Raw genomic sequence first — 14,284 nt, forward strand, 5'->3', positions numbered from 1 at the left:
AAAAGAGTAATTAGCATATGCCAATTATTAAAAAGAAACGGCGAGTAATCTTTGTTTGCACGTTGTAGGGCCAACAACCTCATTGCCCATAACGTTAAATAATCATTTTCATAATTAACGATAATTTCCAGTTTATTTAGAGTGGCGATAAGGTTTGCATCGTGATTACGCAACGTTATGAAAGGCGACTTATGAAGTTTCTCCACACGATGATCCGTGTTGTTGACCTAGACAAATCTATCGAATTTTATACAAAAGTTCTGGGTATGAGCGTTTTGGATCGTTTTGAAAACCAAGAATACCGTTACTCACTGGTGTTTGTTGGTAGCCCTGATCAACCACATGGCGCGAACATCGAGCTAACTTATAACTGGGATACCGGCAGTTACGACTTAGGTAACGCATTCGGGCACATAGCGCTTGGGTGTGAAGACATTTACGCAGCTTGCGAAAAAATCAAAGCGCTTGGTGGTAACGTCACTCGCGAACCCGGACCAATGAAAGGAGGAAAAACGCACATCGCCTTCATTAAAGATCCCGACGGCTACCCAATCGAACTGATTCAAACTAAACAATAACGAGTTTTCCTATGACAGATGCATTATTTCAACCGATTCAACTTGGCTCTCTCTCATTAAAAAACCGCATCGTTATGCCTCCGATGACGCGCTCTCGAGCCTCTCAACCGGGTAATGTCGCTAACGACATGATGGCGACCTACTACGCTCAACGCGCCGAAGCGGGATTAATCGTTGCAGAAGGCACACAAATTTCACCAATGGGTCAAGGCTATGCGTGGACACCGGGCATTTATAGCCCAGAGCAAATTGCTGGCTGGAAAAAAGTAACTGATGCAGTGCACGAGAAAGGCGGCGTTATCTTCGCGCAATTATGGCACGTTGGTCGTGTGACTCATCCTGACAACATCGGCGGCAAGCAACCTATTTCTTCTTCTGCGCTCAAAGCAGAAAACGTGAAAGTATTTATCGACAATGGCACAGAGGAACCTGGCTTTGTCGACGTGGTTGAGCCACGTGAAATGACCAAACAAGACATCAAGAATGTTATTGAAGAATACCGCCAAGCCGCATTAAACGCGATAGAAGCTGGGTTTGATGGTGTCGAACTTCACGCAGCAAATGGCTACTTGGTTAACCAGTTTATCGATTCTGAAGCGAACAACCGCACCGATGAATACGGCGGCTCAATTGAAAACCGTCTGCGTTTTCTTGGTGAAGTGGTCGAAGCAATGACGCAAGCCATTGGCGCAGAGCGTGTTGGTGTTCGCCTTGCACCATTCACTTCGTTAAACGGCACCGTTGATAGCACACCTGTCAATACCTACACCGCTGCTGCTGCGCTGCTTGATAAACTCAATGTGGTTTACATTCACATTGCAGAAGTGGATTGGGACGACGCGCCAGACACTCCGCACGACTTTAAAACCGCAGTTCGTGAGGCGTATAAAGGCACACTGATCTATGCCGGTCGTTACAACGCAGAAAAGGCGCAACACGCGATTGAAAGTGGTTTAGCCGACATGATCGGTTTTGGTCGTCCGTTTGTTGCAAACCCAGACTTACCAAGCCGCATCAAGCATGGCTATCCGCTGGCAGAACATGACCCTACGACATTGTTCGGCGGCAATGAAAAAGGTTTAGTGGACTACCCTACGTATCACGCGGGTTAATTCATCTACGTAAAGCTGATTCGCAACTCGCGACAAACTAATAGCTAACCCAAAAGAACCTTGCTCTTTCCCCTGTTACGCCAAGATGCAGGGTTCTTTTTTAGGCTAAGCCACCAAGGGTTAACGTCTTTGACAAGATGTACAACCTCGACATGCAGAGCGCGTCGTTTTACTTAGTAAACTGCGTTGTACTTTACAGTAGGCATTTTTCAGAGCGCGGCGACCTGAAAACCAATCATCCGGTTTAGTGAGGATTAAGTAGCCATTAAATCTCTTAACCAACTCGGTTCGGTGGTTTTCGATAAATCGGCTATCAAACTCGATTTCGAAGTAATCCAACGCTTCTTCGATACAAGTAAAGCTGGCAATTTTTTCCTGAATCGTATTCTCTGTCATCGTTTCTTTAGCGTTATCGTTTTCAATGAAGTTTATGTGTCTCGCGCTTTACGTTCTTTGATTTAGCGCTTCTAACATCACTCTTTCTGGGATTTCCATATTGAAATTCAATTTGGGAATTCGTTATTTCCCCAACCTTTTTATTTTGATAATCACCTTAAGACACTGATTTAAATAAACATTATTTTTGGTTCATATTTTGCTCTACTTCGTTAAACGGAATGTTGGAGGGACACGATATGACTTACAGAGCGGAAGTAGACGGATTAAGGGCGATTGCTGTCACGTTGGTGATTTTGTTTCATGCAGGAGTTGAGCAGTTCGCTGGTGGCTTTATTGGCGTCGACGTATTTTTTGTTATCAGCGGCTATTTGATCACCACCATCGTGATTAACGATTTGGAAAACCAGAAGTTCAGCCTCGGTGATTTTTATGAGCGACGCATTCGCCGCATACTTCCCCTGCTACTGGTGGTGATTGCCGTCAGCTACTTGATGTCTTGGTGGCTGTTTTTGCCACAAGCACACAAAGACGTTGGTCAGTTCGCAGTCTCTTCTATTCTTTCTTCATCCAACATTCTTCTGTATTTAAAAGGCCACAATTACTTCGGTTTAGAAGATCAAGCCAATCCGCTGTTTCACACTTGGAGCTTGGGCGTTGAAGAACAATACTACATTGTCATTCCTTTGCTACTCATGCTACTCGCTCGTGGCAAAAACGCGTTTTTCCTGACTTTTTTTGTCGCGGTATTTGCGCTGAGTTTGATGACTATTGTCTATGCGAGCAACGATCCTGATTTCGCCTTCTACATGATCTTCTCTCGTGCTTGGGAACTGGCAACCGGTTCATTACTCGCATTAGTAATGAGAAAAGTTCAAGTTCAATCCAACGATACGCTGGCAACCATTGGCATCGTTTTGATATTGGCTTCCGCGCTTTTGTTTGAAAAATCGCAAGATGGCGCGGGTATCACTTTGCTGGTGCCGGTCATCGGTAGCGCGTTGGTGATTTTGTTTGCCTCTAAAGACAATGTCTGCGGTAAATTACTGAGCCTAAAATGGGTCGTGTTCGTCGGCTTAATCAGCTACAGCTTGTATTTGTGGCATATTCCGCTATTTGTCTTCTACCGCTACGTGTTGGACGCAACACAAGACGTCAATATCCCACTTTACGTTGTCACTCTGTTTGTACTGTCTTACTTCACTTGGCGCTTTGTTGAAAAGCCGTTCCGCAGCCGAAAAGCCATGAGCATGCGCACTGTGTCTGCGGTTATTGCGGTTTTGACGTTGCCCTTGCTGACGTTCGGCGTTATTGGTCATAAAAACGGTGGTTTTCCAGAAAGAAGCGCATTTTTCGAAGCCATGCGCGTTAATAACGGTTACGGTTTAGATTGCAACGGCAACACCGACGTTAACGATGTGTGCTCGTCTGCGCCGCGGCCCACCATCGCAGTGCTAGGCAATAGTCACAGCATGGTTTACGTAAAGCGTCTATCCGAAGTAACACCAACTGGCGTAGTGCAACTTACTCAAGATTCCTGTGCAGTCGGTTATGTCGACATCATCAAAGATGCTGGATCAATTTCTTGCCGACAGTTCTTCAAACAGGCAGTCGATACCATTTTGCGTACCCCTTCTATTCGTCGCGTCGTTATCTCTTCCAACTTCAATAAAGAGCTTTCACAAGCCGATTATGAGGCATCATTAACTGGATTGTTGAATGAACTGGAAGGGAAAGAAGTGGTCGTTTTCGGCCCAACCCCTTCCGCACCTTTTGCGGTAGGAGAATGCCTTTGGAAAGCGCGTTTGTTTGGCGAGACAGAAGAGTCCGCATGCGATTTCTCTCCCAAGCGACATCATCCAAAAAACGTGGCGAAGTTAGTGAACTACTTTGAGCAATTTGAGCACGTTGAGTTTGTCGACTTGACCGATGCCATTTGCAGAAATGGCGTATGTCGAATGAGAGTTGGAGCAAACAATGCGATGTATACGGATGACAGCCATTTATCTTACAAAGGTGCTGAGTTGGTGCTTGGGCATTACCACAACAGTACAAATGAAGCGCAACAGTTCACTTACGACCGACAATAACCAAGGGAATAAACTTTTATGTTTCAGCGCTTATCTCAGGTAAGCGCTGAATGCTTTAAAGCAAGACAAAGCCAGCGCGTCTATTTGAAAATGCGCGGATCAAACGCGAAATCGAGCTTTTCGGCTTTCTTGATGATCTCTTTCATTTTGGGATGATTTGGATTCACCACGTAGTTTTTATCACGAGGTGAAATCGTTGAAGGCACTTGCAGCGCGGCAAACTCTGGATGAGGATCATTGAGAAACTGGTCACCAATGTATTGCGTAGACTCGCTCGCCGGTATTGCTCGCCACGTCACAGGGAGATCTTCTTCATCTAAGGTGGCGATGAGATATTCGGGCATTTCAATACGATATAAATCGTACAGTTTGGTGATAGCTGGATCGTTATTTACGTGAACAAACACTTCCAACGAGCAAAGGGATTCCGATTCAGAGAAGTAGAGGGCTTCGGTTCCTTTTGAGTTCCATCGCCCTCCAAACAACTTTGCGCCAACGGGGCTGAATGGCGTGTCAGCGAATTTCTTTTGTGTGAGACGATAGAGCTTCATATTACGAGAACACCCCGTGCTCTAAACGGCCGATCAAATCTTTGACGATTTCAAAATCCACCGTGGTCGAGACCATGTCTAGCGGCCTTTTTCCACCTAAGCCGTACACATTCTCTCTCATCCATTTTAACGCGCGCTCTTCGTCGTCAAACAACTCTGTCGCGAGTTTCAATAACATCGCTAATCGATAGATTGCATCACTCTCTTGAGTATTAAAACGCTCATCATTTTTAAGACGACGCTTAATTGTACTAACAGGAATCAGTGTCACATGTTGGAATTCACTTTGAGAAAGCTTTACTCGATCAACAATGTTCCGGTATACCTTGGGCTCAAAGCCTTTGTGAACCGCATCAATACGACCCGTTTCAGCATCTTCAATACCTAACATAAGCCAGAAATTGGCTTTATGAGATTGTTTCGGCTTAAAGCTTTTTAATGCTGCAGTTGCCATATCAAGCTCCTATGGTTCATATGGTCTAGTCATTATGGTTCAAATGAGCTCAATTTTCAATCAAAGTAACAATCAAAGTAAAAAGACAGGTAAAGAAAAAGGCGAGCTTTGCGCCCGCCTCTCTTACTTATTCATCAACTTTGTTTACGCATCTACCGATGTGCATCGTTTCACTTATTACAAGTCAAAACGGTCGGCGTTCATGACTTTCGTCCATGCAGTGATGAAGTCGTGGATGAATTTTTCCTGATTATCATCTTGCGCATACACTTCTGCGTATGAACGTAGAATCGAGTTTGAACCAAAGACAAGATCCACACGGGTTGCCGTCCACTTCACAGCGTCGGTTTTACGATCACGGATTTCATATTGATTAGCACTCACTGGTTTCCACGTATATGCCATGTCAGTAAGGTTCACGAAGAAATCATTCGACAAAGTGCCTACTCGGTCAGTAAATACGCCCTCTTTTCCACCACCGTAGTTACTGCCTAGAACGCGCATACCACCGATGAGTACCGTCATTTCTGGTGCTGTCAAACCCATAAGCTGAGCACGATCTAATAAAAGCTCTTCCGGCTTAACCGCGTAGTCTTTCTTCAACCAATTTCGGAAACCGTCAGCCACAGGCTCAAGAACTTCGAATGATTCAACATCCGTCATCTCTTGGGTGGCATCACCTCGGCCTGGCGCGAATGGCACAGATACATCATGACCTGCGGCACGCGCAGCCAGTTCAATACCTACGTTACCAGCAAGCACGATAGCGTCCGCAACACTACAGCCCTCTTCTGCTGCTATTTTTTCTAGCACAGCAAGAACACGACTTAGACGCTCTGGCTCGTTTCCTTGCCAATCTTTTTGCGGAGACAAACGAATTCTCGCACCATTTGCGCCACCTCGGCGGTCAGAGCCACGGTAAGTACGCGCACTATCCCAAGCCGTGCTTACTAGCTCACTAATGGATAGGCCACTTGCTTCGATTTTTGTTTTCACTAAATCGACATCGTAGTCTGTCTTACCTGCAGGCGTTGGGTCTTGCCAAATAAGATCTTCGCTTGGCACATCAGGTCCGAAATAACATGATTTTGGTCCTAGATCGCGGTGTGTCAACTTAAACCAGGCACGAGCAAAAACATCATCAAAGTACGCTGGGTCATTTTGGAACTTTTCTGCAATCTTGCGATATTCAGGGTCCATTTTGAGCGCCATATCGGCGTCAGTCATGATTGGATTGTAGCGCTTAGAGCCGTCTTCAACATCGACAGGCTTGTCTTCTTCTTCAATGTCGATTGGCTCCCACTGCCACGCACCTGCTGGGCTCTTCTTCAGTTCCCAATCGTACTTAAATAGTAAGTGGAAGTATCCGTAGTCCCATTGTGTAGGGTGTGTCGTCCAAGCACCTTCAATACCGCTCGTTACCGCGTCACGGCCAATGCCACGTGTTTTGTGGTTAATCCAGCCAAGACCTTGTTCATGAACGTCTGCGGCTTCGGGCTCTGGACCAAGGTTTGCGGCATCACCATTACCATGACACTTACCGACCGTGTGACCACCCGCAGTGAGCGCGACAGTTTCTTCATCGTTCATTGCCATTCGCGCAAAGGTCACACGCATGTCATGTGCTGTTTTGAGGGGATCTGGGTTACCGTCCACCCCTTCTGGGTTGACGTAGATAAGCCCCATCATTACTGCGGCAAGTGGATTTTCTAAATCTCGCTCACCAGAGTAGCGGCTGTTATCAGCGTCACTTGTGGCTAACCATTCTTGCTCGGACCCCCAGTAAGTGTCTTTTTCTGGGTGCCAAATGTCTTCTCGCCCAAAGCCAAAACCAAAGGTCTTAAAGCCCATGGATTCATACGCCATGTTACCGGCAAGGACAATCAGATCGGCCCAACTTAATTTGTTGCCATATTTTTTCTTGATGGGCCATAAAAGGCGGCGAGCCTTATCGAGGTTTGCGTTATCTGGCCAAGAGTTGAGGGGAGCAAAACGCTGGTTGCCTGTCGCAGCGCCGCCACGTCCATCCGCGATACGATAACTACCTGCTGCGTGCCATGCCATTCGGATCATTAAACCGCCGTAATGTCCCCAGTCGGCAGGCCACCAGTCTTGGCTATCAGTCATTAAGTCTTTTAAGTCTTTTTTAAGTGCTTCGACATCTAGCTTTTTCAGTTCTTCTTTGTAATTAAAGTCCTGGCCAAATGGGTTGGTTTTGGAGTCGTGTTGATGCAGGATGTCTAAGTTTAAGGCATTCGGCCACCAATCCATCACCGACTTATCTGTAGATGTTTGCCCACCATGCATAACTGGACATTTACCTACCGAACCGCCGTTTGTGTTGCTCATATAATGCTCCTTCGTATCGTGGTTGTGGTAACCACTCTTTGTTATTCAATAAATCGAATATCCACCTCAAACAGCGTAGTTCATACACTGAATTTTTAGTTAACGCCAAGTCAAAATTTCCATATCTCTGCCAATAAATAATTGTTATCAAACATGTACCTATATGCAGAAAATATGGATAGAGATCAGTTTAAGTCCATACCTGAATACTTGATTCCAGACAGCCTCGCCATGTTGTGATCCCAGGTCGCTAAATCATGGCGACTAAATTCATTCAGAGCGTGGTGACCACATGCCCTTGCCATAACTTGCATGAGCTCGACCGAGGATTCGAAGAAATTTTTCAGTTGCTGAGATGATTTTTCGATATCGAGACGCTGCCTCAAATCGGCATTTTGCGTTGCGATCCCCGCAGGGCAATTATTGGTGTTACAAATCCGGGCCGCGACGCAACCGATCGATTGCATCGCACTGTTTGCTATCGCCACGCCGTCTGCCCCAAGTGCCAACGCTTTGACAAAATCCATAGGAACTCGCAACCCACCAGTGATGATTAATGTGACGCGGTCACTTGCACCTTTTTCATCTAAGTACTTACGCGCACGAGCTAACGCAGGAATGGTTGGCACGCTAATATGATCACGGAACATAGTTGGCGCCGCGCCCGTGCCACCACCGCGACCATCTAAGATGATGTAATCGGCACCCGCATCGAGCGCAAATTGTATGTCTTGCTCAATATGGTTTGCACTGAGTTTAAAGCCAATTGGAATGCCGCCAGTGATGCCACGGACTCTGTCAGCAAACTTTCTGAAATCGTGAGTAGTATGAAGATCTTTAAATGTTGGCGGTGAGATCGCTGGTTGCCCTTCGGGGATACCTCTCACCTGAGAGATCTTACCCACATTTTTATTTGCTGGAAGATGACCTCCCGTGCCTGTTTTGGCGCCCTGCCCACCTTTAAAATGAAAAGCCTGAACATTAAGAAGCTTAGATTCATCGTAACCAAACTTAGCACTGGCAAGCTCATAGAAATACCGCGAATTTGCAGCTTGTTCTTCAGGTAACATCCCCCCTTCACCGGAGCAAATCCCAGTCCCTGCCAACTCAGCACCTTTTGCTAGCGCAATTTTCGCCTCTTCCGAAAGTGCGCCAAAACTCATGTCCGATACCAATAAAGGGATAGCAAGTTTGAGCGGCTTACGCGCGTTTGGCCCCACAATCAACTCAGTTGATACGGGAACGTCTTCCAACAACGGTTGTGTCGCCATTTGCGCCACCATGATTTGTATAGCATCCCAATGTGGTAGCAAATGCCTAGGAACCCCCATTGCAGCCATCGGACCATGATGACCGAGTTTAGAGAGCTCTTCTCTCGCTAATTGGTGGATAAACTCTAGGGTTGGTTCTTCTTGAGTAGCGGACGCAGTCGGTTTGTCACTTTTCTCTCGTTTTTTCTCAGGGCCTTCTTTGCCGACTTGCTCAGAAGAAAAACGCTTATGTGTTCCATCACAAAATGGGGCATTAGAGGTATGCTTGCACTGGCAGAGATACGCCTCTTCATCTTTTTCCGCAGTAAAGCTCATTGGCTTTAAGCCTGTTCCCGAATGCGACCCATCGCAATAAGGTTGATTTTTAGAACGTCCACATCGGCAAAAGTAATATTCTTGCCCTTCGGTTAGATTCACTTTAATCGGCTTATTATCGGCGATGATTGGCTTGCTCATGTTGCCCCCTGTTTATTATTGTTAACCACGCTTTCTCGCTGGCTTGCAATAAGCGTAGAACAGGAGCGGAAAGAGCGTCAGCGAAACCAGAGTAAAATACGCGATTGTCGCTTGCCTCACCTATACTCTTTATGGGTCTCATACACGTGGAGGCTATATGACGATTGCAACCCGATTAGATGAATATTTGACTGAGCATAACATTCACTTTCAAACCGTGAATCACAGCCACAGTCATAGCTCGCTACAAAGTGGTGTTGCCGCAGGTGTGCCTTTAATGAATATCGCAAAAGGCGTCATTCTTGAGGATCATGAAGGGCATCATATGATGGCAGTCTTACCTGCCAACAACAAAATCAGTTTGTCGAGATTAAACGATGAATTTAACGCTACTTTCCACTTGGTGAAAGAGCGTATGGTTTACCGACTCTTCACTGATTGTGAGCACGGCGCGATTCCACCGATTGGTAGTCCTTACCACATGTCGACCGTTTGTGATGAAAGATTAGCAAACTTGGAACATGTCTATCTTGAAGCCGGCGATCATGAAACTCTGATTAAGCTAGATAGAAAGGCATTTAAAGAGCTAATGAACGACTGCAAATACTTAAGATTCAGCAGTGAAGTTCTGCATTAAACTTCCAAAAATCTGTCGACATTTCGTGAAAAAGGCTCTTTCAAAAAGAGCCTTTCTTTCTCTATTGGCAGCACGTGGTGGAAACTTCCCGACCTTAGGTAATCCGCAATTCAGAACACATAGAAGCAAAAACGCCCGTTTGAGCGGTTTTAACAATCCAACCACTATCGAACAAAAATCTTTTGAATCGCTTTTATCGCCATAGCTCTGCGACGCATTAATGCCCCCGTCCTTGGTAGCCATTTCGGCGTGTGGAGTAAGGTTTTCGCGTGGCTAAAGGTTCTGAATCCTTCCACTCCGTGATAATGACCAATGCCTGATTCACCAACGCCACCGAAAGGCGCATCTTCAGCGCCAACGTGTAATACCGTGTCGTTAATGCCGACGCCGCCACTGTGTGTGTTGCGTACAATATGTCTGATGGTCGATTTGTTGTCCGACATAACATACAGCGCAAGTGGTCTTTGGTGTTGATTAATGTAGTCAATCGCTTCATCTACCGCTTTGTAGGGCTTGATGGGTAGAAATGGCCCAAATATTTCCTCTTGCATGATGCGCATATCTGTCGACACGTCTGTGATCAAATGAGGATACAAAAGCCTTTCCTGTTGAGGTGAGGCTTCAACGGTACGGATGCTTGCGCCCTGAGCTTTGGCATCCTCAAGCAGCGCAGTCAAACGATCATACTGTCGTTGATTGATAATATGGGTCAGCTTTTGATTCTTGTTGGATTTCAAATAGAGTTTTTCAAAACGTTTTAAGAACAGCGTGATGAACTCTTCGACGCGTTCTTGTGGTACAAACGCGTAATCAGGCGCGACACAAATCTGACCGGCATTGATGCATTTACCAAACAAAATCGCATCAACGGTTTTCTTCATGTCTGCATCTTCTGCAATGATCACCGGAGATTTTCCACCCAGTTCTAACGTCACTGGAGTCAGGTTATCTGCCGCTGCTTTTGCCACAGCGCGACCAACATTTGTCGAGCCAGTAAACAAAAGATGATCGAATGGCAGTTGGCTGAATGATCGTGCAACGTCCGCTTCACCTTCAAATACTTCGACATATTCAGACAACTCGCGACAAATATTGACGATGACTTTATTGGTTTTGGGCGTAAATTCGCTGAGCTTCATCATCACACGGTTACCTGCGGCCAAAGCAGTAACTAAAGGCGCAAGGCTCAAAATGACAGGAAAATTCCACGGCGAAATGATCCCGACCACGCCGAGTGGCTGATACTGAACAGTCACTTTCGACGGAGCAAGCAACAGACCGGATTCACGCTTACTTGGTTTGCACCACTTTTTTAGCTGCTTGATGGTGTAATTGATGTGCGAGACCGTCGGCAAAACGTCGGTCATGGCGGTATCAAATTCGGAACGATAACCAAAATCGTCACTCAGCGCTTCCACCAATGCTTGTTTATTCGCAATCAGAGCTTGTTTTAGCAAGACAAGGCGCTGCTTACGCTCATCCAAACTAGGATAAGGTTCGGCGGCATACGCCGCTTTTAAGCGATCAAGGCTTTGTTGTAACAGGTTGTCCACTTCAACCTCTGCGATTGCGTTCATGATGCTTCTCCTAACCTAGTTTCAACCAATGACGCTCCAAATTAACACGAGCGCAACAATGTTACTATTGTAGCGCTCGCGAAATTAGAGTTCGAACTCTGATTAAAATATCAGTGGGTTTGGAGCTAAGTCAGACGCAACTCATAAATGCCGAGCCGTTGAGAGCGGTCAAGCGTCTCGAACTCGTGATCAACGTATTCTTTTAATGTAGCACCAGCACGCTCAGCAATATTGATGCTGGCAATGTTGTCTTCCATACAGTGGAATTGGATGAATTGCGCGTGCCCTTTCTGCTTCAAAAAAGGAATCAACACCGCGAGTACTTGGTCGATCACTCGGTGTCCTCGCCCATTGTTGGCAAGCCAATAGCCAATCTCAGTGACGCGTGTGTGCGAATCCACACCTTTTATGCCAATAACACCCGTAAACTGCTCATCAAAATAAATCGCGCACCAGTGGGCATCTAACGCTTTGCTGTTCACGCGCTGAGAGATGTAGTTCACCGCTTCTCTGCGGTTGGTCACAAAGTCCGTCCAAGGCAAATAGCCAGAGAGGCTGTTTCGATACGTGTTCACCACTTCCAGTAAAACAGTCGCGTGTTTGGTGGTGAGAGGCTCAATTGAGACCCTTTCTGAAACAGAAAAACTGGCCTGCATGCTATTTCCTTGATACGCCTTTTGGCACATGACCTCATCCATCCACATTATCCCTTTTTCAGTAAACACTACTCACGAATCCTACCGCCTCATTGCGTTGAGAACAAACTTCCATATTCGTTATGTCAAACGTGCTTAAAAGGATGGCTATCTCGTCTAGTCTGTTTGTTCAATTAACGTAAATGGCGTCAACGACTCCACATCCACGTAATGCCTCCACACATGTTCGTAAAGGTGGTGTTGATTTGCAAACGGGGCTAGTCGCTTTGCTTCTTCAAGCGTACACCAACAATACTCTGTGTGTTCTTCGTTAAGTACAACCGATTGGTTAGGTGGACAAAATAATACGAAGCATGGAATAACCATGATGCGGTTATTTTTTGCTTCGTAGAACTGTTCTAGAAAGTCTGCAGTATGTAACTCAACATCGTCAATTTGCGTCTCTTCTTTCAGTTCTCTGAGAATAGTTTGCCATCCGGTTTCACCGGCCTCTACACCACCAGCAACATGGCACCAATAACCACCTTTAACACGTTTGAGCAACAGCATTTTATCGACGCCATCAATTTTAGAAATGACAACGCCAGAAGTATGCGTTGCTTGTACTGGGATCATGTATGCTCCTTAAATATCTAGATATTTCCTAGATGCGCTCCATGCGCGAATGAAAGATAGGGTTGCTTGAGAACCCATAGTCTACTGCTTATTCTCACTCTCGGCAGATGTGTTTGAATATCACGGATCATTTTGTGAGCTGAGTATGCTAAAGTGCGATCTGTCGCAACAAATGAGCAGTAAAATGTCTAATTCATTCAACACTCTGGTTCCCATTGGTGTGCGCTTTATGGTGCTCTCCGCATTCGGTTTCGCGCTAATGTCTGCCACAGTAAAGCATGTCAGTCTTCATGGTATCCCTGTATTTGAGATTGTTGCAGCGAGGGCACTCGTCTCACTTGTTATCAGCTATTTAGATGTTAAGCGAAAACGAATTTCTGTATGGGGCAATAATAAGCCATTACTGTTTGCGCGTGGCGCAGTGGGTACCATGGCATTGATGTGCGTATATTATTCGGTGACTACCTTACCTTTGGCAGAAGCGACCATCTTCCAATACATTCACCCAGTATTTACTGCGCTCCTAGCCGTCTTTTTCTTGAAGGAACGCATTCAACCATCGACGTTCCTTTGTATTGCTTTGTGCTTACTCGGCATCTATATAATGGTAAGTCCAGAAACAGGGCAAGAAGCAGAGCGCACTTTACCTATGTTTAGCGTAATGATTGCAATCTTGGGCGCATTTGGTAGCTCAATTGCTTATGTCATTGTTAGAAAACTTAGCCAAACTGAAGATAGTTCAGTGATCATTTTCTATTTCCCTCTAGTTGCTCTGCCCGCTTCACTCTTACTGATTGGCGATGATTTTGTTATGCCCGACCTGTATCTGACGTTCATGTTGGTTTTGGTTGGTGTATTCACCCAGGTTGGGCAATTGGGATTAACCAAAGCAATGCAAACTCAGCAAGCGGGCAAAGCGTCTGCTTACTCGTATATTCAGATCGTATTTTCTGTGTTGTTAGGCATCATTTTCTTCGGCGAAATCCCGCTCATCTGGACGTACATCGGTGGTGCGCTAATTGTAGCGGGCGCACTCATTAACGTATTTGGTCACCATTTGCGCTTGCCATTCGTTAAGCACAGCGCTTAATCCTTCAGGCCCAAAGCGAAATAACACTAAAACGTAAAAAGCCAGAGTCGACTCTGGCTTTCTTTTTATGTTTAACCTGACGTTAAGCGGATAATTTTAATCCAGCGATACCGGCAACAATAAGCAGTAAACTCAGCAATTTTATCAGCGTCGTGGGCTCGTTAAATATGTAGATACTGACGATTGCCGTTCCAATCGCTCCTATACCTACCCAAACGCCGTAAGCGATACCGAGTGGCAGCGTCCTTAATGCAATTCCAAGTAGCCAAAAGCTCAACACCATAAACGTAACGGTAAAGCCAGATGCCGCCAATTTGGTAAAACCTTGTGAGTATTTTAGTCCGACAGCCCATGCCACTTCGCATAAGCCAGCAATGAAGAGAATTCCCCAAGCCATGTCATATTTCCCAACGAGATGGGGTCGTCCCCGAGAAAAGATAGAGCGGTGAGGT

General features: G+C 45.8%; 14 protein-coding genes. 5 read left to right on the plus strand and 9 right to left on the minus strand.

Annotated features, from left to right (window positions below):
* Positions 1-191: 191 nt before the first annotated feature.
* Together gloA and B7360_RS13340 are read left to right on the plus strand one after the other, a co-directional pair.
* Positions 192-578: a lactoylglutathione lyase gene (gloA, locus tag B7360_RS13335; protein WP_085343717.1), complete on the plus strand. Its 387-nt coding sequence runs from the start codon at positions 192-194 to the stop codon at positions 576-578.
* Positions 579-589: 11 nt separating this feature from the next.
* The gene (locus B7360_RS13340) at positions 590-1,690 is read left to right on the plus strand and encodes an alkene reductase (protein WP_085343718.1); all 1,101 of its coding nucleotides are present in this window, start codon (positions 590-592) and stop codon (positions 1,688-1,690) included.
* 120 nt (positions 1,691-1,810) lie between these two features.
* Here B7360_RS13340 and B7360_RS13345 read toward each other — a convergent pair whose 3' ends face one another.
* Complete coding sequence (locus B7360_RS13345) at positions 1,811-2,086, minus strand: nitrogenase-stabilizing/protective protein NifW (protein WP_085343719.1); 276 nt, start codon at positions 2,084-2,086, stop codon at positions 1,811-1,813.
* A gap of 239 nt (positions 2,087-2,325) precedes the next feature.
* Between B7360_RS13345 and B7360_RS13350 the strand changes: the two genes are divergently transcribed.
* On the plus strand, positions 2,326-4,176 hold the full coding sequence (locus tag B7360_RS13350) for an acyltransferase family protein (RefSeq protein WP_085343720.1): 1,851 nt from the start codon (positions 2,326-2,328) through the stop codon (positions 4,174-4,176).
* An 80-nt stretch (positions 4,177-4,256) separates the two neighbouring features.
* On the opposite strand, the gene B7360_RS13355 is transcribed toward B7360_RS13350, so the two are convergent.
* From B7360_RS13355 to B7360_RS13370, 4 genes are all read right to left on the minus strand, one after another.
* Positions 4,257-4,727, minus strand: coding sequence for an RES family NAD+ phosphorylase (locus tag B7360_RS13355; protein WP_005376497.1), 471 nt, complete (start codon positions 4,725-4,727; stop codon positions 4,257-4,259).
* A gap of 1 nt (position 4,728) precedes the next feature.
* Complete coding sequence (locus B7360_RS13360; RefSeq protein WP_006742299.1) at positions 4,729-5,181, minus strand: antitoxin Xre/MbcA/ParS toxin-binding domain-containing protein; 453 nt, start codon at positions 5,179-5,181, stop codon at positions 4,729-4,731.
* Between the two features lie 177 nt (positions 5,182-5,358).
* Positions 5,359-7,530, minus strand: a complete 2,172-nt coding sequence (gene katG / locus B7360_RS13365; protein ID WP_085343721.1) for a catalase/peroxidase HPI — start codon at positions 7,528-7,530, stop codon at positions 5,359-5,361.
* Between the two features lie 185 nt (positions 7,531-7,715).
* Positions 7,716-9,257 carry a glutamate synthase-related protein gene (locus B7360_RS13370; RefSeq protein WP_085343722.1) on the minus strand — a complete coding sequence of 514 codons (1,542 nt, stop codon included), beginning with the start codon at positions 9,255-9,257 and terminating at the stop codon, positions 7,716-7,718.
* Positions 9,258-9,414: 157 nt separating this feature from the next.
* Here B7360_RS13370 and B7360_RS13375 point away from each other — a divergent pair, with 157 nt between their 5' ends.
* The gene (locus B7360_RS13375) at positions 9,415-9,894 is read left to right on the plus strand and encodes an aminoacyl-tRNA deacylase (RefSeq protein WP_006742302.1); all 480 of its coding nucleotides are present in this window, start codon (positions 9,415-9,417) and stop codon (positions 9,892-9,894) included.
* 164 nt (positions 9,895-10,058) lie between these two features.
* Here the strand turns inward: B7360_RS13375 and B7360_RS13380 are convergent, their stop codons facing one another.
* From B7360_RS13380 to B7360_RS13390, 3 genes are all read right to left on the minus strand, one after another.
* Positions 10,059-11,471, minus strand: a complete 1,413-nt coding sequence (locus tag B7360_RS13380) for a coniferyl aldehyde dehydrogenase (protein ID WP_085343723.1) — start codon at positions 11,469-11,471, stop codon at positions 10,059-10,061.
* Between the two features lie 125 nt (positions 11,472-11,596).
* The gene (locus B7360_RS13385; protein WP_085343724.1) at positions 11,597-12,169 is read right to left on the minus strand and encodes a GNAT family N-acetyltransferase; all 573 of its coding nucleotides are present in this window, start codon (positions 12,167-12,169) and stop codon (positions 11,597-11,599) included.
* A gap of 114 nt (positions 12,170-12,283) precedes the next feature.
* A complete protein-coding gene (locus tag B7360_RS13390; RefSeq protein ID WP_006742305.1) occupies positions 12,284-12,742 on the minus strand; it encodes an NUDIX pyrophosphatase in 459 nt (152 codons plus the stop codon).
* A 184-nt stretch (positions 12,743-12,926) separates the two neighbouring features.
* On the opposite strand from B7360_RS13390, the gene B7360_RS13395 reads away from it, so the two are divergent.
* On the plus strand, positions 12,927-13,832 hold the full coding sequence (locus B7360_RS13395) for a DMT family transporter (RefSeq protein ID WP_006742306.1): 906 nt from the start codon (positions 12,927-12,929) through the stop codon (positions 13,830-13,832).
* Positions 13,833-13,914: 82 nt separating this feature from the next.
* On the opposite strand, the gene B7360_RS13400 is transcribed toward B7360_RS13395, so the two are convergent.
* A complete protein-coding gene (locus tag B7360_RS13400; RefSeq protein ID WP_085343725.1) occupies positions 13,915-14,229 on the minus strand; it encodes a multidrug efflux SMR transporter in 315 nt (104 codons plus the stop codon).
* Positions 14,230-14,284: the final 55 nt, after the last annotated feature.

The sequence above is a fragment of the Vibrio sp. ArtGut-C1 genome, from assembly GCF_002105475.1.
Lineage (GTDB): Bacteria > Pseudomonadota > Gammaproteobacteria > Enterobacterales > Vibrionaceae > Vibrio > Vibrio diabolicus.